Genomic DNA, 22,293 nt, shown 5'->3' on the forward strand with positions numbered 1-22,293 from the left:
CTGGCCGGATCCCAGGCGAGCCTCGCGCGAGCCTGGGGTCTTGGTCCATCCCTCAAAAGGGTGGGCCAGATGCAAAAGGCGTGCGACGGAACGTCCCGACGCAGGCCGAACACGAAAAAGTGTGGGGATTTGAGGGTTTACCCCTCGAATCTGCACTATTGTCGCCCCATATCGGTTCGGCAGCACGAAAGCGCGGTGGGCAGGGATGCCGGATTTCCCTGTAAGCCGTTGGGAGAGCAGGCTATTTCGGGCTTTTGCAGTCCGTGAAGACGATCGTTGTGACGGGCGGGCGCGCACCAGCGCCCCGCGCGTCGTTTTGCGTTTTGAAGGTCTGAAGAACAGATTCAGGACATTCCCCGCCTGAAACTGAGTCTCCGGCCCCCAAAGCGGGTTCGAAAAATTCAACCCGGGGAGCGGCGGCAGCCGCGTTCCGGACGGTTCGCCCAGAGCGGGCGACGAAAATGAGAGGCCACGATGGCGCAGCAGACATTCACCGGTCGCAAACGCGTTCGCAAGTTCTTCGGACACATCAAGGAAGTCGCCGAGATGCCGAACCTCATCGAGGTTCAAAAGGCGTCTTATGATCAGTTCCTGATGGTCGACGAACCCGCAGGTGGGCGCCTCGACGAGGGCCTGCAGGCTGTGTTCCGCTCCGTGTTCCCGATCTCTGACTTCTCGGGCACCTCGATGCTGGAATTCGTCCGCTACGAGTTCGAGCAGCCGAAGTATGACGTCGACGAGTGCCGCCAGCGCGGCATGACTTTCGCGGCTCCGCTCAAGGTGACGCTGCGCCTCATCGTGTTCGATATCGACGAGGAAACCGGCGCGAAGTCGGTCAAGGACATCAAGGAGCAGGACGTCTACATGGGCGACATTCCGCTCATGACGATGAACGGCACCTTCATCGTGAACGGCACCGAGCGCGTCATCGTCTCGCAGATGCACCGTTCGCCCGGCGTGTTCTTCGATCACGACAAGGGCAAGACCCATTCGTCGGGCAAGCTGCTGTTTGCGGCGCGCGTGATCCCGTATCGCGGTTCCTGGCTCGACATCGAGTTCGACGCCAAGGACATCGTCTATGCGCGTATCGACCGTCGCCGCAAGATTCCGGTGACGTCGCTGATGTTCGCCCTCGGCCTCGACGGCGAGGCGATCCTGTCCACGTTCTACAAGAAGATTCTCTACAAGCGGACCAAGGAAGGCTGGCGCGTCCCGTTCGACGCCAACCGTTTCCGCGGCTATTCGACCATCAACGACCTGATCGATGCCGATACCGGCAAGGTCGTGCTCGAGGCCGGCAAGAAGCTCACCGTCCGTGCCGCCCGCCAGCTCCAGGAGAAGGGGCTCAAGGCGCTGCGCCTGTCGGATGAGGAGCTCGTCGGCAACTACCTCGCCGAAGACCTCGTCAACCCGAAGACGGGTGAGATCCATGCCGAAGCCGGTGAGGAAATCACTGACAAGTCGATGAAGGCCCTCAACGAGCACGGCTACAAGGAACTGCCGCTGCTCGACATCGACCACGTCAATGTCGGCGCCTACATCCGCAACACGCTCTCGGCCGACAAGAACATGACGCGTGAAGACGCGCTGTTCGACATCTACCGCGTGATGCGCCCGGGCGAGCCGCCGACGCTGGATTCGGCGCAGGCGATGTTCCAGTCGCTGTTCTTCGACGCCGAGCGTTACGACCTCTCCGCGGTCGGCCGCGTCAAGATGAACATGCGCCTCGACCTCGACGCGCCCGACACCCAGCGCACGCTGCGCAAGGAAGACATCCTTTGCGTCATCAAGACGCTGGTGGATCTGCGCGACGGCAAGGGCGAGATCGACGACATCGACCATCTCGGCAACCGCCGTGTGCGCTCGGTCGGCGAGCTCATGGAGAACCAGTACCGGATCGGCCTCCTGCGCATGGAGCGCGCGATCAAGGAGCGCATGTCCTCGGTCGACATCGACACGGTCATGCCGCAGGACCTGATCAACGCGAAGCCGGCGGCTGCCGCCGTGCGCGAGTTCTTCGGCTCCTCGCAGCTCTCGCAGTTCATGGACCAGACCAACCCGCTGTCGGAAATCACCCACAAGCGTCGTCTCTCGGCGCTTGGACCGGGCGGTCTGACCCGCGAGCGCGCCGGCTTCGAAGTGCGCGACGTGCATCCGACGCATTACGGCCGCATCTGCCCGATCGAGACGCCGGAAGGTCCGAACATCGGCCTGATCAACTCGCTCGCCACCTTCGCGCGCGTCAACAAGTACGGTTTCGTCGAGACGCCGTATCGCAAGGTCAAGGACGGCCGCGTCACCGACGAGGTCGTGTACCTCTCGGCGATGGAGGAAGGCCGCTATTCCGTCGCGCAGGCCAACGTGCCGGTCGACGCCAAGGGCCGCTTCACCGAAGACCTGGTGGTCTGCCGCGCGAGCGGCACCCGCGACGTCGTGCCGATGACGCCCGACAAGGTCGACTACATGGACGTGTCGCCGAAGCAGCTCGTTTCGGTCGCCGCGGCCCTGATCCCGTTCCTCGAGAACGACGACGCCAACCGCGCGCTGATGGGCTCGAACATGCAGCGCCAGGCGGTGCCGCTGGTTCGCGCCGAGGCGCCGTTCGTCGGCACCGGCATGGAAGGCGTGGTTGCGCGTGACTCGGGTGCTGCGATCGCGGCGCGCCGTTCGGGCGTGATCGACCAGATCGACGCGACCCGCGTCGTTATCCGCGCCACCGAAGATCTCGATCCGACCAAGTCGGGCGTCGATATCTACCGGCTGATGAAGTACCAGCGCTCCAACCAGTCGACCTGCATCAACCAGCGTCCGCTGGTGAAGGTCGGCGACATCGTCAAGAAGGGCGACATCATCGCAGACGGTCCGTCGACCGATCTCGGCGAGCTCGCGCTCGGCCGGAATGTGCTCGTCGCGTTCATGCCGTGGAACGGCTACAACTTCGAAGACTCGATCCTGCTCTCCGAGCGGATCGTGAAGGAAGACGTGTTTACCTCGATCCACATCGAGGAGTTCGAGGTGATGGCCCGCGACACCAAGCTCGGGCCCGAGGAAATCACCCGCGACATTCCGAACGTCTCGGAAGAAGCGCTGAAGAACCTCGACGAAGCCGGTATCGTCTACATCGGCGCGGAAGTGCGCGCCGGCGACATCCTGGTCGGCAAGATCACGCCGAAGGGCGAAAGCCCGATGACGCCGGAAGAAAAGCTTCTGCGCGCCATCTTCGGCGAGAAGGCCTCCGACGTTCGCGACACCTCGCTGCGCGTTCCCCCGGGCGTGCAGGGCACGATCGTCGAAGTCCGCGTGTTCAACCGCCACGGCGTCGACAAGGACGAGCGTGCGCTGGCGATCGAGCGGGAAGAGATCGAGCGTCTGGCCAAGGACCGCGACGACGAGCAGGCGATCCTGGACCGCAACGTCTACAACCGTCTTGCCGAGCTCCTCGAGGGGCGGCAGGGCATCGCCGGCCCGAAGGGCTTCAAGAAGGACACCAAGATCACCCGTGCGGTGCTCGAGGAGTATCCGAAGTCGCAGTGGTGGCTGTTCGCCTCGCCGAACGACAAGCTGATGGCCGAGATCGAGGCCATGCGGAAGCAGTACGACGAGTCGAAGAAGGGGCTCGAGCAGCGCTTCCTCGACAAGGTCGAGAAGCTTCAGCGCGGTGACGAATTGCCGCCCGGCGTGATGAAGATGGTCAAGGTCTTCGTCGCGGTGAAGCGCAAGATCCAGCCCGGCGACAAGATGGCCGGCCGTCACGGCAACAAGGGCGTGGTGTCGAAGATCGTGCCGATCGAGGACATGCCGTTCCTCGAGGACGGTACGCATGCCGACATCGTGCTCAATCCGCTCGGCGTGCCTTCGCGCATGAACGTCGGACAGATCCTCGAGACCCATCTCGGCTGGGCCTGCGCCGGCCTCGGCAAGCGTATCGGCCAGACGGTCGATGCTTACTTGTCGAAGCAGGACATCAAGCCGCTGAAGGAAACCTTGAAGAAGGTCTACGGCGAGGACGAGACGATCAAGACGCTCAACGACAACGAGCTGCTCGAACTCGGCCACAATCTCAGCCGCGGCGTGCCGATCGCGACGCCGGTGTTCGATGGTGCCAAGGAGACCGACATCGAGGAGATGCTGAAGCTCGCGGGTCTCGACGCTTCGGGTCAGTCGACCGTCTATGACGGCCGCACCGGCGATGCCTTCGATCGCAAGGTGACGGTGGGCTACATCTACATGCTCAAGCTGCACCATCTCGTCGACGACAAGATCCACGCGCGTTCGATCGGTCCGTACTCGCTCGTCACCCAGCAGCCGCTGGGCGGCAAGGCGCAGTTCGGCGGCCAGCGCTTCGGCGAAATGGAGGTGTGGGCGCTCGAAGCTTACGGCGCGGCCTACACGCTCCAGGAAATGCTGACCGTGAAGTCGGACGACGTCGCCGGCCGTACCAAGGTGTACGAGGCGATCGTGCGCGGCGACGACACCTTCGAGGCCGGTATTCCGGAATCGTTCAACGTGCTGGTCAAGGAAATGCGCTCGCTCGGCCTCAACGTCGACCTGCACAATTCCAAGATGGGTCCGGCGCCGACGTCGGAAGCGGCCGAGTAACGCGACCTTTCATGCCCGGCCTTCGCGGCCGGGCATTGGCGCCCCTCCCGATGCCTTGAGGGCAGGGCGCCCCGCTCGAGTGATTTTCGAATTTGCGGCCGGAGGCGACCGGTACGCGAGGAGAAGACGATGAACCAAGAAATTATGAATCTCTTTAACCCGACGACGCCGGCTCAGGTCTTCGACCAGATCCGGATTTCGATCGCGTCCCCGGAGAAGATTCTGTCCTGGTCCTACGGCGAGATCAAGAAGCCGGAGACCATCAACTACCGTACCTTCAAGCCCGAGCGCGACGGCCTGTTCTGCGCCCGCATCTTCGGGCCGATCAAGGATTACGAGTGCTTGTGCGGCAAGTACAAGCGCATGAAGTACAAGGGCATCATCTGCGAGAAGTGCTCGGTCGAAGTCACGCTCTCGCGGGTCCGGCGCGAGCGCATGGGCCATATCGAGCTCGCGGCTCCGGTCGCCCACATCTGGTTCCTGAAGTCGCTGCCGTCGCGCATCGGCTTGCTGCTCGACATGACGCTGAAGGATCTCGAGCGGATCCTCTACTTCGAATATTACGTCGTGCTGGAGCCGGGCCTGACCGCGCTGAAGGACCGTCAGCTGCTGTCGGAAGACGAGTACCTGAAGGCGCAGGACGAGTACGGCCAGGATTCCTTCACCGCCATGATCGGCGCGGAAGCGATCCGCGAGCTGCTCAAGGGCATGGACCTCGAGAAGCTCGAAGTGTCTTTGCGTGCCGAGATGCAGGAGACCGACTCCGACATCAAGCACAAGAAGCTCGCCAAGCGCCTGAAGATCGTCGAGGCCTTCCGCCACTCCGGCAACAAGCCGGAATGGATGATCCTGACCGTCGTTCCCGTGATCCCGCCGGACCTGCGTCCGCTGGTGCCGCTGGACGGCGGCCGCTTCGCGACCTCCGACCTCAACGACCTCTACCGCCGCGTCATCAACCGCAACAACCGCTTGAAGCGGCTGATGGAGCTGCGCGCGCCCGACATCATCATCCGCAACGAGAAGCGCATGCTTCAGGAAGCGGTCGATGCGCTGTTCGACAACGGCCGCCGCGGCCGCGTCATCACGGGTGCCAACAAGCGCCCGCTGAAGTCGCTCGCCGACATGCTGAAGGGCAAGCAGGGCCGCTTCCGCCAGAACCTGCTCGGCAAGCGCGTCGACTATTCGGGCCGTTCGGTGATCGTGGTCGGTCCCGAACTGCGCCTGCATCAGTGCGGCCTGCCGAAGAAGATGGCGCTCGAGCTGTTCAAGCCGTTCATCTACTCGCGTCTTGACGCCAAGGGCCTCTCCACCACCGTGAAGCAGGCGAAGAAGCTGGTCGAGAAGGAGCGGCCCGAGGTCTGGGACATCCTGGACGAGGTGATCCGCGAGCATCCCGTGCTGCTCAACCGCGCGCCGACGCTGCATCGTCTGGGCATCCAGGCGTTCGAGCCGGTGCTGATCGAGGGCAAGGCGATCCAGCTTCACCCGCTGGTCTGCTCGGCGTTCAACGCCGACTTCGACGGCGACCAGATGGCCGTTCACGTCCCGCTGTCGCTGGAAGCGCAGCTGGAAGCGCGCGTGCTGATGATGTCGACCAACAACATCCTGCATCCCGCGAACGGCCAGCCGATCATCGTGCCGTCGCAGGACATCGTGCTCGGTCTCTACTACGTCTCGATCATGCGCGAAGGCCTGCCCGGCGAGGGCAAGCTGTTCGGCGACATGGCCGAGCTCGAGCACGCCCTGCACGCGAAGGTCATCCACCTCCACACCAAGATCAAGTACCGGTGGGAAGGCATGGACGAGACCGGCAAGGTCTCCAAGCGCTGGATCGAGACCACCGCGGGGCGCGTCATGCTCGGCAATCTGCTGCCGAAGAACCCGCGGATTTCGTACGAGATCATCAACAAGCTGATGACCAAGCGCGAGATTTCGGGCGTCATCGACCAGGTCTACCGTCACTGCGGCCAGAAGGAGACGGTGATCTTCTGCGACCGCATCATGGCGCTCGGCTTCTACAACGCGTTCAAGGCCGGCATCTCGTTCGGCAAGGACGACATGGTCGTGCCGCACGGCAAGTGGAAGATCGTCGATACCACCCGTACGCTGGCGAAGGATTTCGAGCAGCAGTACAACGACGGTCTGATCACGCACGGCGAGAAGTACAACAAGGTCGTCGACGCCTGGTCGAAGGCCACGGAAGAAATCGCCAAGGCGATGATGAAGGAGATCTCCGCCACCAAGAAGACGGCGGCCGGAGCTGATGCCGACATCAACTCGATCTACATGATGGCTCACTCCGGTGCCCGCGGTTCGCCGGCCCAGATGCGCCAGCTCGCCGGCATGCGCGGCCTGATGGCCAAGCCGTCGGGTGAGATCATCGAGACGCCGATCATCTCGAACTTCAAGGAAGGCCTCTCGGTTCTCGAGTACTTCAACTCGACCCACGGCGCCCGTAAGGGTCTCGCGGACACCGCGTTGAAGACCGCGAACTCCGGCTACCTGACCCGTCGTCTGGTCGACGTCGCGCAGGATTGCATCATCACGCAGTCCGACTGCGGCACCAAGCTCGGCATCAAGATGCGCGCCATCGTCGATGCCGGCACCGTGGTCGCTTCGCTCGGTTCGCGCATCCTCGGACGCACGGCCTGCGACGACATTCGTGACAGCTCGGGCAAGGTGATCATCAAGCGCGACACGCTGATGGAAGAAAGCCACCTGGACGCCATCCAGCAGGGTGGTGTGCAGGAGGTGAAGATCCGCTCGGCGCTGACCTGCGAGCTCGTCAACGGCATCTGCGGCAAGTGCTACGGTCGCGATCTCGCCCGCGGCACGCCGGTCAACCACGGCGAAGCGGTCGGCGTCATCGCGGCGCAGTCGATCGGCGAGCCGGGCACCCAGCTCACCATGCGCACCTTCCACATCGGCGGTGCGGCGCAGCTCAACGAGCAGTCTTTCGTCGAAGCCAATTTCGACGGCAAGATCGTGATCCGGAACAAGGCCATCGCCCGCAACAGCGAAGGTCATCTGGTCGCGATGGTGCGCAACATGGTGGTGGCGGTCGTCGATGCCGACGGCACCGAGCGTGCGACGCACCGTGTCCAGTACGGTTCGCGCCTGCACGTCGACGAAGGCGACATGGTCAAGCGTGGCCAGCGCATCGTCGAATGGGACCCGTACACCCGTCCGCTTCTCACTGAGGTGGAAGGCACCATCGGCTTCGAGGATCTGGTCGAAGGCCAGTCGATCTCGGAAACGCTGGACGAGGCCACCGGTATCGCCAAGCGCGTGGTCATCGATTGGCGCTCGACCCGCGGCGGCTCGGACCTGCGTCCGGCCATCGTGGTGAAGGGCAAGGACGGCAAGGTGCTCAAGCTCGCCCGCGGTGGCGACGCTCGCTACATGCTGTCGGTCGACGCCATTCTCTCGGTCGACGTCGGAGCCAAGGTCAACCCGGGTGACATTCTCGCCCGCGTCTCGACCGAAAGCGCCAAGACGCGTGACATCACCGGCGGTCTGCCGCGGGTGGCGGAACTGTTCGAGGCACGGCGTCCGAAGGATGCGGCGATCATCGCCGAAATCGCGGGCACCATCCGGTTTGGGCGCGACTACAAGAACAAGCGTCGCATCTCGATCGAGCCGATGGACAAGACCGACGAGCCGCGCGAGTACCTGATCCCGAAGGGCAAGCACATCCACCTTCAGGACGGCGACGTCGTCGAAAAGGGCGACTTCATCGTGGAAGGCAACCCGGCGCCGCACGACATTCTCGCGGTCAAGGGCATCGAAGAGCTCGCGGCCTATCTGGTCAACGAGATCCAGGAGGTCTACCGGCTCCAGGGCGTGCTCATCAACGACAAGCACATCGAGGTGATTGTCCGTCAGATGCTCCAGAAGGTGGAAGTCACCGACCAGGGCGACACGGACATGATCTCCGGCGAGCAGGTCGACAAGATCGAGTTCGACGCGCTGAACGAGAAGGCCAAGGAAGAGGGCAAGAAGCCCGCCACGGGGACGCCGGTTCTGCTCGGCATCACCAAGGCGAGCCTGCAGACCCGCTCCTTCTTCTCGGCGGCCTCGTTCCAGGAGACCACCCGCGTCCTCACGGAAGCGGCGGTCAACGGCAAGGTCGATCCACTCGAAGGCCTCAAGGAGAACGTCATCGTCGGCCGGCTGATCCCGGCGGGCACCGGCGCCTCCATGGCCAAGATCCGCGAAGTCGCGATGAAGCGCGACAAGCTGATTCTCGACGAGCGCGAGAAGCAGGCGGCGGTCGTGTCGCCGGCGCCGGAAGCCGAGCTTCCTGCGCTGCCGCCGGCGGAATGATGGTTCATCCGTAGGAATACCGAGGACAACGAAAAGGCCGGCGAAAGCCGGCCTTTTTGCTGCTTTGATTACCTGTTGCGATGCGGGATCAACCTTTGTTCATCTTCCCTTCAGTCAGAAAAGCGCTTCTGCTAGGGGAGCTTAGACCGGTGGTCCCGTGACGGGGGCAGGGCCGGAGACCACGGAACTGATATGCTTGATCTCGCAATCGTAGGCGGCGGCCCCGGCGGGCTGATGAGCGCCTGGTACCTGAAGCGTAAGCTCGGCGACCTCTGCCGCATCACCATCTACGAAGCGTCCGACCGGCTTGGCGGCAAGATCGTCACGCGCAAATTCGATTCCGCCCCGGCGATGTACGAGGCCGGCGTTGCCGAGATCTACGACTACTCGATGACGGGTCCCGATCCGCTGCGCGAGCTGATCCAGCATTTCGGACTTCAGACCATTCCGATGGACGCCGAGCAGGTGCACCTTGGCGGCGAACTGCTGAACGACGTCCCCGGCATGCGCCGCAAATACGGCGCCAAGACCGCGGCTGCGATCGAGGCCTTCCGCAAGCGCTGTGCCGAAGCGATGTCGCCAATCGAATATTACGAGGGCGTCGGCGCGCACGACAACGAGAACCCCTGGGCCTACAAGACCGCCGAGCAGGTGCTCGACGAGGAGGTCGAGGACGAGACCGCAAAGCGTTTCTTCAAGGTGATGGCGCGCTCGGACATCGCAACCGAGAGCCACAACACCAACGGCCTCAACGCGCTCAAGAACTATCTGATGGATGTCGACGGCTATATCGGCCTCTATTCCATCCAGAACGGCAACGAGCAGCTGATCGAATGCCTGCAGTCGGAGGTCAATGCCGACATCCAGCTCAATCATCGCGTCCTCGCGGTCGGCAAGGCGGCGACCGGCCGCTATCAACTCAAGATGATGAACGGGAAGGGACCGGAGACGCGCGACTTCGATCTCGTGCTGGTCTGCCTGCCGCATTCCTGGCTCTCCACGATGGGGTGGGAAGGCGAGCAGCTGCGCAAGTCGATGGTCAAGCACGTCGCCTATTTCGACCGTCCCGCGCACTACCTGCGCGTTTCGATCCTGTTCGACTCCCCGTTCTGGGGCGACAAGATTCCTGGCGCCTGGTTCATGTCGGAAGCATTCGGCGGCTGCTGCGTCTACAACGAGGGCGCACGCCATGACGTCGGCAAGCACGGCGTCCTGAACTGGCTCATCCCCGGCTCCGATGCGCTGGCCTTCGCCAATCTGTCGGACCAGGAGCTGATCGACGCCGCACTGAAATCGCTGCCGGCCTCGCTCGGCAATGCGCGTGCGCATTTCATGGAAGGCAAGATCCACCGCTGGCTGTCGTCGGTGAACGCGATCCCGGGCGGTCTGCCGGTGCGCGACGTCATGACCAATCACCGGCCCGAGCCGAAGGAGCATCCCGGCATCGTCGTGGTCGGCGATTATCTGTTCGACTCCACGCTGAACGGCCTGCTCGACTCCTCGGATGCGGCGACCGACATTATCCTGACCGAGATGATGCGGCTGCGCCGCGAGCGCGCGCAGGAGGACGGCGAGCCGATCTCCGACAAGATCGACCGCGACTATTTCGATAATTATCGCGGCCTCGGGCCCTATAGCGAGGCGTGGAGCCACTTCACCGATCCCGACTATCTGACCAGGCTGATCGGCATCGTCTGGGGCAAGGCGAGAGGTGCCAAGCTCCTGGTTGCAGGCTCTGCCAGTGGCGAACTGGTCGGCGCGCTGCGTGAGCGCGGCATCGATGCCTGGGGCATCGAGAACAACCGCGCCATTCATGCCAAGACGCCGAAGGCGCTGAAGAAGTACAACAAGCTCGGTTCGATCACCGACATGCCGTTCAAGGATGGCGCGTTCGACTACGTGTTCGAGACCAGCCTCTGCCATGTGGCCCCGAAGCAGGTGGTCCGCGCGATCCGTGAGTTGAACCGCGTGGTCAAGACCGGCCTCGTGTTCGGCTCGATCACCTCGGACATGGCATCAGCCGTGATCGACCGCTATGATCTGCTGCGCGGGGTCAAGAAGCTCGGCACCTGGTGGGAATGGTCTGAACTGTTCTTCGGCAATGGTTTCGATCTGTCGATGCACCGCAAGGACTGCACCGACGCGCTCTGGACCGCGACGCTCGCCGCCAACAAGGGGCCGGGGCAGTGGTATGCCGACGCCGACAGCCTGCGCTATTCCTTCTTCGACAAGGTCGAGGACGAAGACGACGACTAGAATCACAGGGCGGATGAATTCGCCAATTGTTTTGCCGAATTCATCCTGATCGCATAGAATCGGTGTCATAGCGGCGCTCCGCTATTTCCCTGCTTTCTCTGCGGTCATGCCGGCCGTCAGCATCGGTTGGTTTCATGGCGTCCAAGCCCCTCTCTCCCGACAAACAGAAGCTCGCCGCGCAAGAGGCAGCCGAGCTCGAGGACAAGCTTGCCGCCGGTCACGAGCCCGAGTCGGAAGACGACGCGGACGACGAAGACGAGGACGACGAGCTCGAACTTGACGACGATGATGACGAGGATCTCGTCGTCTTTACCGCCCGGGAAGCCGCCGGCGCGCTTGCGACCATCCTAGGCTTCGTCAAGCCGTTCCTGTCCAATTACAAGCGCATCCTGGGCTATGTGGCGTTCGGCGTTCTGGTCGAGACGCTGTTCAACGTCATCATGCCGCTCAGCCTCAAGTTCCTCATCGACGATGCGCTCGGCGAGGAGGATTTCCAGGCGCTGTACAAGATCCTCGGCGTGCTCGCGGTCGCCGGCATCTTCACCTCGATCGTCGCGGTCTGGTACGAGCGCTGGGACGCGCGGCTGGCGGCCTGCGTCATCTCCGACGTCCGCAAGCGCCTGTTCGAGCACGTCCAGGACCTGCCGGCGGCCTATTTCGGGCGCACCAAGCGCGGCGAGATCCTGTCGCGCTTCTCGGTCGACCTCTCGGCCTTCGAAGGCTCGGTCAAGACCTTTGCCAACAGTGCCGCGCTGCCGTTCCTGGAGTTGATCGCCGGCATCATCCTGATGCTGTTCCTGAACTGGCAGCTCGCGGTGGTCGCGCTGCTGGTGTTTCCGATCACGCTGATCGGCCCGCGCATCCTGACGCCGAAGGCGGTGCAGGCCAATTACGAGCAGAAGCTCAACGAAAGCGCGCTGCTCGGCATGGTGCAGGAGAACGTGGCGGCGCAGGCCGTGATCAAGGCGTTCAGCCTGCAGCGCAAGATGTTCGGCTTCTTCAACTTCCGCAACGACGAGACCCGCAACAGGATTGCGGCCGCCGGGTTCCTGTCGACGATGGTGGAACGGACGGTCACCATCTCGGTGCTGCTGCTGCACCTCGTCGTGCTTGCGATCGGTGCCTATCTGGCGACCAAGGGCCAGATCACCATCGGCACCTTCGTCACCTTCGAGAGCGCGTTCTGGGAGGTCTCCTACAACATCGCCCACGTGATGCACTTCATTCCGGTGTCGATTTCCTCGGCCGCTGCGATCCGCCACATCCAGGAGTTGCTTGACGAGCCGACGCGGGGCGCCGATCGCCCCGGCGCGCCCGATCTGCCGCGCATCACCAACGACATCACCTTCGACCACGTGACGTTCCAGTACGAGGGCGGCCAGACGCCGGTGCTGGACAATCTCAGCCTCAAGCTCAATGTCGGCAAGAGCATCGCCATCGTCGGTCCCTCCGGCTCCGGCAAGAGCACGCTGCTCAATCTGATCCTGCGGCTCTACGTGCCGGACGAGGGGCGTGTCACCATCGATGGTGTCGACGTCCGCAAGGTAACGCTGGATTCGCTGCGCCGGAGCATGGCAGTGGTGTTCCAGGAGAACATGTTGTTCAACATGTCGATCCGCGAGAACATCCGGCTCGGCAAGGAGGGTGCGACTGACGAGGAGGTGGAGGACGCTGCCAAGAAGGCGGAGATCCACCGCTACATCATGAGCCTGCCGCAACGCTACGACACCCCGGTCGGCGAGCGTGGCGATACGCTTTCGGGCGGCCAGCGCCAGCGCCTCGCGATCGCGCGCGCGATCATCCGCAATCCCTCCGTGCTGCTGCTCGATGAAGCCACCTCGGCGCTCGACCAGACCACGGAGGCCGCGATCAACCGCACCTTGCTCAAGGTCGCCAAGGGCCGCACCATGATCTGGTCGACACACCGCCTGACGTCGGTGGTCGAGATGGACGAGATCATCGTGATTTCAGGGGGCAGGGCGATCGAGCGCGGCTCGCATGCCGAGCTGCTCGCCAGGAACGGCACCTATCGCAAGCTGTGGAACGACCAGATCCATCAGCCCCACGGCGCGGCCGCTCAGGCCGACGACGATAGCGACGATGACGAAGACGATGAGGATGACCTCGACGAGGATGATGAGGACGAGGACGACGAGGAGTGACCGAGGAAGTTCGGCTCGAGATGGAACGCGCCTCCGAGCCTCCGCAATAATCCCTGGGTCGACCACGCCATGAAGCGCGCCCAGCGCTGTGCGGTCCAGTAGGGGTTCGTCGCAACCGAAACCGAGCGGAAGTCGAAGGCTTTGGCTGCCGCCCATTGGTCGCAGGCCCGCTTGACCGGATCGGCGTAGAAGGCGGCGATCTTGCCCGTATCCATCCCGTCGGACGCAAGCCATTGCGGGATGTGGACATTGCAGAGCCGCTCGACGTCGGTGAACACCTTGTCGCAGCCGGTGCCGGCAACGGGGCAGGAGGTCGCGAAAGCGTCGCCCGCCAGCACCACGCCCGGTTGGTGACTGGAGTCGTTCACATAGAGATCGACCGGGCGGATCTTCATCTCGCCGATGATGTCGAACGGACCGGTGATGCGCTTGAGCCGGGGCAGGGCGGCGTTCAACGTCTCGGCCGGCGCACGGCGAAATTCGCGCAGCCAGGGATCGTCGAAGCCGCGATACACGAACAGATTGGCCCGCATCCGGGTGCCGACCGGAAACAGCGAGATGTAGGGGATGCGGTCGCTTGGATGCTCCGAGAAATAGGTCAGGGCCGGGAAGTCGAACGAATTCCGCCCGGCCGGCACCACGTCGAAGCCGATCGAGATCGAATGGCAGGCGCTGATGACGGTTCGCTTGATACCAAGCTGGTGGCGCAGGCCGACGTTCAGGCCGTTGGCGAGCACGACCAGACGGGCTGAGATCGTCTCGTCGTTGCCGAGCGCGATTCTCTGCCGCTCGGTGCTGGTCTCGACCGACACCGCCTTGCTCCAGATTCGCTCGATTGTGTCGGGAATCTCGTCGCGGATCGCGTTAACCAGGGAATCGTAGAGGATGTTGAACTGCCGGCTTGGCGCCTTGTCGAGGAGATGACCGAAGCGCGCGATCCAGTTCTCGCCGGAGAAAGTCGCACGGCGCAGGACTGAGTCGGCGATTCCCGTGCGCTGGAATCGCTCGACTTGCCCATGACCGCTGAGTTTCTCGACGCGAAAATCGGCTGGATAGGCCTCGTGCGGGTCGATCAGCACCGCCGAAATGCCGGCGCGCCCGAGCATCGCGGCGGCCGTTGATCCGGCGAGTCCCCCGCCGATGATGGCAATGTCGGTGTACCGCATGGCGCCTGTCTCTGCCGAAGGCGGCAGATTGACGCATCAACAGGAAAAAAAGCCTTAGCATTGGTTATAAAAGTATATTTCACCCGGATATAAACCGGTCTAGGGCTAGCGGAACCTGCGCTTCCTTCCCATATCCGGGGCGCGCAGTGAGGGCGCCAAGCGGGCGATTTCCCAAGGTGCGAGAAGCGCTTTGTGACTGTCGTTTCGCCTTGACTTGATCGATTCTCACTTATAGAAAGCGCCTCACTTAACGACAGGCGGTGAGCATTGCCAACGTCGGAACGGGCCACCCGTTGATCCTCAGGGATCGCAAAACGGGCACCAACCTCGACGAATGCCGCTCAAACGCTGTCGATAATAGCTAGGCAATGCCAGTGCGATTTTAGGTCTCTCGAGCCTGTTCTCGTGAGACCGAATTCGGATGCATGACCTCAGTGCGCGGGCCGCGGCTTTACGCTGATCGGCCTCAATACTGCGGTCCTCTGTGGCGTCGAAGCGCTTTCCACTCAGCGATGGGCGGTTGGCGCGATTTCGCTTTGTGTGGATTGTTCTGCGCAGGGCGGGCCCCGGCGAGCGGGTAGCTCGAAAGAATTTGCGGTCCCAATGGGCCGCGGCAAGACAGCAGACCCGCAAGGGGTTGCGATAACAAAGGGTAAGGCCAGGATGCCGACGATCAACCAGCTGATCGCTCAACCGCGTGAAGTGCAGAAGTCGCGCAAGAAGGTGCCGGCGCTGCAGCAGTCGCCACAGAAGCGTGGTGTTTGCACCCGCGTCTATACGACGACCCCGAAGAAGCCGAACTCGGCGCTTCGTAAGGTCGCCAAGGTGCGCCTGACCAACGGTTTCGAGGTGATCGGTTACATCCCCGGTGAAGGCCATAACCTCCAGGAGCACTCGGTGGTCATGATCCGCGGCGGTCGCGTCAAGGACTTGCCCGGCGTGCGCTACCACATCCTCCGCGGCGTACTGGATACCCAGGGCGTCAAGAACCGTAAGCAGCGTCGTTCGAAGTACGGCGCCAAGCGTCCGAAGTAAGCGGGAACCAGCTCAATGTCTCGTCGCCACTCAGCGGAAAAGCGCGAAGTTCTTCCCGATCCGAAGTTCGGGAACATCGTCGTCACGAAGTTCATGAACTCGGTGATGTACGCCGGCAAGAAGTCGGTCGCCGAAGGCATCGTCTACGGTGCGTTCGGGCTCATCGAAAGCAAGACCAAGCAGAACCCGCTCGGCGTGTTCGAGCAGGCGCTCGAGAACGTCATGCCGACGATCGAAGTGCGCTCCCGCCGCGTCGGTGGTGCGACCTACCAGGTCCCGGTCGAAGTTCGCTCGACCCGCCGTCAGGCGCTGGGCATCCGCTGGCTGATCTCGGCGGCGCGCGAGCGTAACGAGAAGACGATGACGGAGCGGCTTTCGGCCGAGCTCCTGGATGCATCGAACAACCGTGGCAACGCCGTCAAGAAGCGCGAAGACGTGCACCGGATGGCGGAAGCCAACCGCGCCTTCTCGCACTATCGCTGGTAACGGCGAAACACGGAATCTAAGGAACAGCCCATGCCTCGCGTTCATGCCATAGAGAATTACCGCAACTTCGGTATCATGGCGCATATCGATGCCGGCAAGACCACGACGACCGAGCGCATCCTCTATTACACCGGCAAGAGCCACAAGATCGGCGAAGTGCACGAAGGTGCCGCGACGATGGACTGGATGGAGCAGGAGCAGGAGCGTGGCATCACGATCACCTCGGCTGCGACCACCGCGTTCTGGGCCGGCAAGCGCCTGAACATCATCGACACCCCTGGCCACGTCGACTTCACCATCGAAGTCGAGCGTTCGCTGCGCGTGCTCGACGGCGCCGTCTGCGTGCTCGACTCGAACCAGGGCGTTGAGCCCCAGACCGAGACCGTTTGGCGCCAGGGCGACAAGTACAAGGTTCCGCGCATCGTCTTCGCCAACAAGATGGACAAGACCGGCGCCGACTTCTTCAAGTGTCTGGCCGACATCGTTGATCGCCTTGGTGCCAAGCCGATTGCGATCCAGCTTCCGATCGGCGCCGAGAACAACTTCAAGGGTCTCGTTGACCTCGTGAAGATGCAGGGCATCATCTGGAACGATGAATCGCTCGGCGCGAAGTTCGACTATGTCGATATTCCCGAAGATCTGGTCGAGCAGGCCAAGGAATACCGCGAGAAGATGGTGGAAGCCGCCGTCGAGCTCGACGACGATGCCATGGCTGCCTATCTCGACGGCAAGGAGCCGGACGAAGAGACGCTGAAGCGACTGATCCGCAAGGCGGTGCTCACCGGCGCGTTCTATCCCGTGCTGTGCGGTTCGGCCTTCAAGAACAAGGGCGTGCAGCCGCTGCTCGACGCCGTCGTCGACTATCTGCCGTCGCCGATCGACGTGCCTGCGATCAAGGGCACCGACGACCGCGGCAACGAGGTCGTGCGCAAGGCCGATGACAAGGAGCCGCTCGCGCTGCTCGCGTTCAAGATCATGGACGACCCGTTCGTCGGCACCATCACCTTCTGCCGCATCTACTCCGGCGTCCTGCAGAGCGGCACCGGCGTCGTGAACTCGACCCGCGAGAAGAAGGAGCGCATCGGGCGCATGCTGCTGATGCATGCGAACAACCGCGAAGACATCAAGGAAGCCTATGCCGGCGACATCGTCGCGCTGGCCGGCCTGAAGGAAGCGCGCACCGGTGACACGCTGTGCGACCCCGACAAGCAGGTGATCCTGGAAAAGATGGAATTCCCCGAGCCGGTCATCGAGATCGCGATCGAGCCGAAGTCCAAGGCCGACCAGGAAAAGCTGGGCGTGGCGCTGGCGAAGCTCGCTGCGGAGGATCCGTCCTTCCGCGTGTCGACCGACCAGGAGTCCGGCCAGACCATCCTCAAGGGCATGGGCGAACTCCATCTCGACATCAAGGTCGACATTCTCAAGCGTACCTACAAGGTCGATGCCAACATCGGCGCGCCGCAGGTTGCGTTCCGTGAGCGTGTCACCAAGAAGGCCGAGGTCAAGTACACCCACAAGAAGCAGACCGGCGGTACCGGTCAGTTCGCCGAAGTGTCGATCGTCGTCGAGCCGAACGAGCCCGGCAAGGGTTACGAGTTCGAGTCGAAGATCGTCGGCGGCGCGGTGCCGAAGGAATACATCCCCGGCGTCGAAAAGGGCCTCAACAGTGTGATGAGCTCTGGCGTGGTCGCGGGCTTCCCCGTGGTCGACGTCAAGGTGCAGCTCGTCGACGGCAAGTATCACGACGTCGACTCGTCGGCGCTCGCCTTCGAAATCGCATCGCGCGCGGCTTTCCGCGAGGCGCTGCAGAAGGGCAAGTCCGTCCTGCTCGAGCCGATCATGAAGGTCGAGGTGGTGACCCCGGAAGACTACACCGGTTCGGTCATTGGCGATCTGAATTCCCGGCGCGGTCAGATCCAGGGGCAGGACATGCGCGGCAACGCCAACGTCATCAACGCGATGGTGCCGCTCATGAACATGTTTGGTTACGTGAACAACCTGCGCTCGATGAGCCAGGGGCGCGCGACCTTCACCATGCAGTTCGATCACTACGCAGAAGCGCCGGCTAACGTGTCGGCAGAAGTCCAAAAGAAGTTTGCCTGATTGTCGTCGGTCTAAAGCTGACGATTGAACGGAGAGTCAAATGGCCAAAGCAAAGTTTGAACGTAACAAGCCGCACTGCAACATCGGCACCATCGGTCACGTCGACCATGGCAAGACGTCGCTGACCGCGGCGATCACCAAGGTTCTCGCCGAAGCCGGCGGTGCGACGTTCACCGCGTACGACCAGATCGACAAGGCGCCGGAAGAGAAGGCGCGCGGCATCACCATCTCGACCGCGCACGTCGAGTACGAGACGCCGAACCGCCACTACGCCCACGTCGACTGCCCCGGCCACGCCGACTACGTGAAGAACATGATCACCGGCGCCGCCCAGATGGACGGTGCGATCCTGGTCGTGTCGGCCGCCGACGGCCCGATGCCGCAGACCCGCGAGCACATCCTGCTCGCCCGCCAGGTCGGCGTGCCCGCGCTGGTCGTGTTCCTCAACAAGTGCGACATGGTCGACGATCCGGAACTGCTCGAGCTCGTCGAGCTCGAAGTCCGCGAGCTGCTCTCGAAGTACGACTTCCCGGGCGACAAGATCCCGATCATCAAGGGTTCGGCGCTCGCCGCTCTCGAAGACTCGGACAAGAAGCTCGGCCACGACGCCATCATCGAGCTGATGAAGAACGTCGACAGCTACATCCCGCAGCCGGAGCGTCCGATCGACCAGCCGTTCCTGATGCCGGTTGAAGACGTGTTCTCGATCTCGGGCCGCGGCACCGTCGTGACCGGCCGTGTCGAGCGCGGCATCGTCAAGGTCGGCGAGGAAATCGAGATCGTCGGTCTCCGCGCCACCCAGAAGACCACCGTCACCGGCGTCGAAATGTTCCGCAAGCTGCTCGATCAGGGCCAGGCCGGCGACAACATCGGTGCGCTGCTCCGCGGCACCAAGCGTGAAGACGTCGAGCGCGGCCAGGTGCTGTGCAAGCCGGGTTCGGTCAAGCCGCACACCAAGTTCAAGGCTGAGGCTTACATCCTCACCAAGGAAGAGGGCGGTCGCCACACCCCGTTCTTCACCAACTACCGTCCGCAGTTCTACTTCCGCACCACCGACGTGACCGGTGTCGTGCATCTGCCGGAAGGTACCGAGATGGTGATGCCGGGCGACAACATCGCGATGGAAGTGCACCTGATCGTGCCGATCGCGATGGAAGAGAAGCTCCGCTTCGCGATCCGCGAAGGTGGCCGCACCGTCGGCGCCGGCGTCGTCGCTTCGATCATCGAGTAATTACGAGAATAGGGATCGGCGAGTAGCGAATGGTGACATTCGCTATTCGCTATTCGCCACCCAACGAAGAGAGACCACGGCAATGAACGGCCAAAATATTCGCATCCGTCTCAAAGCGTTCGACCATCGTATCCTCGATACGTCGACCCGCGAGATCGTGAACACGGCGAAGCGCACCGGTGCGCAGGTCCGCGGACCCATTCCGCTGCCCACCCGCATCGAGAAGTTCACCGTCAACCGTTCGCCCCACGTCGACAAGAAGAGCCGCGAACAGTTCGAGATGCGCACCCACAAGCGTCTGCTCGACATCGTCGATCCGACCCCGCAGACCGTCGATGCTTTGATGAAGCTCGACCTGGCCGCCGGTGTCGACGTCGAGATCAAGCTCTAAGATTTTTGGATCACGTTCGCACCTAGCGGACAGAAAGAACAGGAAGCACGCCGATGCGCTCCGGAGTGATCGCACAAAAGGTCGGGATGACGCGGGTCTTTACAGAGGCCGGCGAACATATCCCCGTGACCGTGCTGAAGCTCGGCAATTGCCAGGTCGTAGGCCACCGCACTGAAGAGAAGAACGGTTATGTCGCGCTCCAGCTTGGTTCTGGCAGCCGCAAGACCGTGTACATGCCCAAGGCAGAGCGCGGCCAGTTCGCGGTCGCCAAGGTCGAGCCGAAGCGGCAGGTCGAGGAATTCCGCGTCTCCGCGGATGCCATGATCCCCGTGGGCGCCGAGATCCTGGCCGACCACTTCGTCGTCGGCCAGTTCGTCGACGTCACCGGCACCTCGGTGGGTAAGGGCTTCGCCGGCGGTATGAAGCGCTGGAACTTCGGCGGTCTGCGCGCCACGCACGGTGTGTCGGTCTCGCACCGTTCGATCGGTTCGACCGGTGGTCGTCAGGACCCCGGCAAGACCTGGAAGAACAAGAAGATGCCCGGCCACATGGGTGTCGACCGCATCACCACGCTCAACCTCCGCGTCGTTCAGCTCGACGTCGAGCGTGGCCTGATCCTCGTCGAAGGCGCCGTTCCCGGCTCCAAGGGCGGCTGGATCCGTGTGCGCGACGCCGTCAAGAAGCCGCTGCCGAAGGATGCTCCGAAGCCCGGCAAGTTCAAGGTTGCGGGCGGCGAAGCCGAGGCTGCGGCCCAGCAAGAGGGTGCGTGAGATGGAATTGAAGGTCACCACCCTCGAGGGCAAGGAAGCGGGCTCGGTCCAGCTCTCCGACGCCATTTTCGGCCTTGAGCCGCGCCAGGACATCATTGCGCGTTGCGTGCAGTGGCAGCTCAACAAGCGTCAGGCCGGCACTCACAAGGCCAAGGGGCGCGCCGAGATCTGGCGCACCGGCAAGAAGATGTACAAGCAGAAGGGCACCGGCGGTGCTCGTCACGGCTCGGCCCGCGTGCCGCAGTTCCGCGGCGGCGGTCGTGCCTTCGGTCCGGTCGTGCGTTCGCACGCCACCGACTTGCCGAAGAAGGTCCGTGCGCTCGCTCTGAAGCATGCGCTCTCGGCCAAGGCCAAGGACGGCGATCTGCTCGTGATCGACAAGGCCGCGCTGGAAGCCGCGAAGACCAAGGCGCTGCTCGGTCACTTCTCGGGCCTCGGTCTGACCAACGCGCTGATCATCGACGGCGCCGAGCTCAACAACGGCTTTGCCGCTGCAGCCCGCAACATCCCGAACATGGACGTGCTGCCGATCCAGGGCATCAACGTCTATGACATCCTGCGCCGTCAGAAGCTCGTTCTGACCAAGGCCGCCATCGATGCGCTGGAGGCGCGCTTCAAATGACGAAGAACATCGAGGCCCGCCACTACGACGTGATCGTCGCCCCGGTCGTCACCGAAAAGGCGACGCTGGCGTCCGAGCACAACAAGGTTCTGTTCAAGGTGGCCGCGAAGGCGACCAAGCCGCAGATCAAGGAAGCGATCGAGAAGCTGTTTGACGTCAAGGTCAAGAGCGTCAACACGCTGGTCCGCAAGGGCAAGACCAAGGTCTTCCGCGGCAATCTCGGCTCGCAGTCGAACACCAAGCGCGCGATCGTGACCCTCGAAGAGGGTCATCGGATCGACGTGACCACCGGTCTGTAAGGTCGCACGACGATGGCACTGAAGAAATTCAATCCCACGACACCGGGCCAGCGCCAGCTGGTCATGGTCGATCGTTCAGCCCTCTACAAGGGCAAGCCGGTCAAGGCGCTCACCGAAGGCAAGCACTCCTCGGGTGGTCGCAACAACACCGGTCGCATCACCGTGCGCTTCCGCGGCGGCGGTCACAAGCAGACGCTGCGCATCGTCGACTTCAAGCGCGACAAGGTCGACGCGCCCGCGACCGTCGAGCGGCTGGAATACGATCCGAACCGCACCGCGTTCATCGCGCTGGTCAAGTATGAAGACGGCACTCAGGCCTATATCCTGGCGCCGCAACGCTTGGCGGTCGGCGATTCGGTGGTGGCCGGCAACTATGTCGACGTGAAGCCGGGCAACGTCATGCCGCTCGGCAACATGCCGGTCGGCACGATCATCCACAACATCGAGGTCAAGATCGGGAAGGGCGGCCAGCTCGCCCGTTCCGCCGGTACCTACGCCCAGCTCGTCGGTCGCGACCAGGACTACGTCATCATCCGTCTGAACTCGGGTGAGCAGCGGTTGGTGCACGGACGGTGCCGCGGCACGATCGGTGCGGTGTCGAACCCGGACCACATGAACACCTCGATCGGCAAGGCCGGCCGCAACCGTTGGTTGGGCCGTAAGCCGCATAACCGCGGCGTTTCGATGAACCCGATCGACCATCCGCACGGCGGTGGTGAAGGTCGTACCTCGGGCGGTCGCCACCCGGTCACCCCGTGGGGCAAGCCGACCAAGGGCAAGAAGACCCGCTCCAACAAGTCGACCAACAAATTCATTCTCCTAAGCCGCCACAAGCGGAAGAAGTAAG

Annotated in this window: 14 protein-coding genes; 13 read left to right on the top strand and 1 reads right to left on the bottom strand. The window is 62.9% G+C overall.

What is annotated here, in order from left to right:
• Positions 1-474 precede the first annotated feature (474 nt).
• The 4 genes from rpoB (at position 475) to ACWAT4_RS16750 (ending at position 13,343) form a co-directional block, all read left to right on the top strand.
• Positions 475-4,599 (top strand): DNA-directed RNA polymerase subunit beta, encoded by a 4,125-nt coding sequence (gene rpoB, locus ACWAT4_RS16735; RefSeq protein ID WP_128951215.1) that lies wholly within the window; start codon positions 475-477, stop codon positions 4,597-4,599.
• Between the two features lie 129 nt (positions 4,600-4,728).
• Positions 4,729-8,925, top strand: a complete 4,197-nt coding sequence (rpoC, locus tag ACWAT4_RS16740; RefSeq protein ID WP_212301606.1) for a DNA-directed RNA polymerase subunit beta' — start codon at positions 4,729-4,731, stop codon at positions 8,923-8,925.
• 192 nt (positions 8,926-9,117) lie between these two features.
• Positions 9,118-11,181 (top strand): FAD-dependent oxidoreductase, encoded by a 2,064-nt coding sequence (locus ACWAT4_RS16745; RefSeq protein ID WP_212425067.1) that lies wholly within the window; start codon positions 9,118-9,120, stop codon positions 11,179-11,181.
• A 134-nt stretch (positions 11,182-11,315) separates the two neighbouring features.
• Positions 11,316-13,343 (top strand): ABC transporter ATP-binding protein, encoded by a 2,028-nt coding sequence (locus ACWAT4_RS16750; protein ID WP_449730947.1) that lies wholly within the window; start codon positions 11,316-11,318, stop codon positions 13,341-13,343.
• On the opposite strand, the gene ACWAT4_RS16755 is transcribed toward ACWAT4_RS16750, so the two are convergent.
• Positions 13,259-14,509 (bottom strand): FAD-dependent oxidoreductase, encoded by a 1,251-nt coding sequence (locus tag ACWAT4_RS16755; RefSeq protein WP_449730948.1) that lies wholly within the window; start codon positions 14,507-14,509, stop codon positions 13,259-13,261. The genes ACWAT4_RS16750 and ACWAT4_RS16755 overlap by 85 nt on opposite strands.
• Before the next feature lie 663 nt (positions 14,510-15,172).
• Between ACWAT4_RS16755 and rpsL the strand changes: the two genes are divergently transcribed.
• The 9 genes from rpsL (at position 15,173) to rplB (ending at position 22,292) form a co-directional block, all read left to right on the top strand.
• A complete protein-coding gene (gene rpsL, locus ACWAT4_RS16760; RefSeq protein ID WP_007603006.1) occupies positions 15,173-15,544 on the top strand; it encodes a 30S ribosomal protein S12 in 372 nt (123 codons plus the stop codon).
• 15 nt (positions 15,545-15,559) lie between these two features.
• A complete protein-coding gene (rpsG, locus tag ACWAT4_RS16765; protein ID WP_449730949.1) occupies positions 15,560-16,030 on the top strand; it encodes a 30S ribosomal protein S7 in 471 nt (156 codons plus the stop codon).
• A gap of 30 nt (positions 16,031-16,060) precedes the next feature.
• Entirely contained in the window at positions 16,061-18,133 is a 2,073-nt protein-coding gene (gene fusA / locus ACWAT4_RS16770; protein WP_018322261.1) for an elongation factor G, read from the top strand.
• A 40-nt stretch (positions 18,134-18,173) separates the two neighbouring features.
• Complete coding sequence (gene tuf / locus ACWAT4_RS16775) at positions 18,174-19,364, top strand: elongation factor Tu (RefSeq protein ID WP_212301602.1); 1,191 nt, start codon at positions 18,174-18,176, stop codon at positions 19,362-19,364.
• Between the two features lie 82 nt (positions 19,365-19,446).
• Positions 19,447-19,755, top strand: a complete 309-nt coding sequence (gene rpsJ / locus ACWAT4_RS16780) for a 30S ribosomal protein S10 (protein WP_002712302.1) — start codon at positions 19,447-19,449, stop codon at positions 19,753-19,755.
• Between the two features lie 53 nt (positions 19,756-19,808).
• On the top strand, positions 19,809-20,525 hold the full coding sequence (gene rplC, locus ACWAT4_RS16785; RefSeq protein ID WP_200293126.1) for a 50S ribosomal protein L3: 717 nt from the start codon (positions 19,809-19,811) through the stop codon (positions 20,523-20,525).
• Position 20,526: 1 nt separating this feature from the next.
• Positions 20,527-21,147 (top strand): 50S ribosomal protein L4, encoded by a 621-nt coding sequence (gene rplD / locus ACWAT4_RS16790; RefSeq protein WP_011088150.1) that lies wholly within the window; start codon positions 20,527-20,529, stop codon positions 21,145-21,147.
• The gene (locus ACWAT4_RS16795) at positions 21,144-21,446 is read left to right on the top strand and encodes a 50S ribosomal protein L23 (protein ID WP_027535292.1); all 303 of its coding nucleotides are present in this window, start codon (positions 21,144-21,146) and stop codon (positions 21,444-21,446) included. Before rplD ends, ACWAT4_RS16795 begins: the two co-directional genes overlap by 4 nt.
• 12 nt (positions 21,447-21,458) lie before the next feature.
• Complete coding sequence (rplB, locus tag ACWAT4_RS16800) at positions 21,459-22,292, top strand: 50S ribosomal protein L2 (protein WP_128951222.1); 834 nt, start codon at positions 21,459-21,461, stop codon at positions 22,290-22,292.
• The last annotated feature ends 1 nt before the right edge of the window (position 22,293 follow it).

This window comes from Bradyrhizobium sp. T-1 (genome assembly GCF_053592855.1).

Excerpts from the sequence above, each read along its gene's own strand:
- rplD (WP_011088150.1), top strand. The coding sequence starts at position 20,527 with ATGGAATTGAAGGTCACCACCCTCGAGGGCAAGGAAGCGGGCTCGGTC.
- rpsL (WP_007603006.1), top strand. The coding sequence starts at position 15,173 with ATGCCGACGATCAACCAGCTGATCGCTCAACCGCGTGAAGTGCAGAAG.
- tuf (WP_212301602.1), top strand. The coding sequence starts at position 18,174 with ATGGCCAAAGCAAAGTTTGAACGTAACAAGCCGCACTGCAACATCGGC.
- rpsJ (WP_002712302.1), top strand. The coding sequence starts at position 19,447 with ATGAACGGCCAAAATATTCGCATCCGTCTCAAAGCGTTCGACCATCGT.
- rplC (WP_200293126.1), top strand. The coding sequence starts at position 19,809 with ATGCGCTCCGGAGTGATCGCACAAAAGGTCGGGATGACGCGGGTCTTT.
- ACWAT4_RS16795 (WP_027535292.1), top strand. The coding sequence starts at position 21,144 with ATGACGAAGAACATCGAGGCCCGCCACTACGACGTGATCGTCGCCCCG.
- rpsG (WP_449730949.1), top strand. The coding sequence starts at position 15,560 with ATGTCTCGTCGCCACTCAGCGGAAAAGCGCGAAGTTCTTCCCGATCCG.
- ACWAT4_RS16745 (WP_212425067.1), top strand. The coding sequence starts at position 9,118 with ATGCTTGATCTCGCAATCGTAGGCGGCGGCCCCGGCGGGCTGATGAGC.
- rplB (WP_128951222.1), top strand. The coding sequence starts at position 21,459 with ATGGCACTGAAGAAATTCAATCCCACGACACCGGGCCAGCGCCAGCTG.
- ACWAT4_RS16750 (WP_449730947.1), top strand. The coding sequence starts at position 11,316 with ATGGCGTCCAAGCCCCTCTCTCCCGACAAACAGAAGCTCGCCGCGCAA.
- fusA (WP_018322261.1), top strand. The coding sequence starts at position 16,061 with ATGCCTCGCGTTCATGCCATAGAGAATTACCGCAACTTCGGTATCATG.
- ACWAT4_RS16755 (WP_449730948.1), bottom strand. The coding sequence starts at position 14,509 with ATGCGGTACACCGACATTGCCATCATCGGCGGGGGACTCGCCGGATCA.
- rpoB (WP_128951215.1), top strand. The coding sequence starts at position 475 with ATGGCGCAGCAGACATTCACCGGTCGCAAACGCGTTCGCAAGTTCTTC.
- rpoC (WP_212301606.1), top strand. The coding sequence starts at position 4,729 with ATGAACCAAGAAATTATGAATCTCTTTAACCCGACGACGCCGGCTCAG.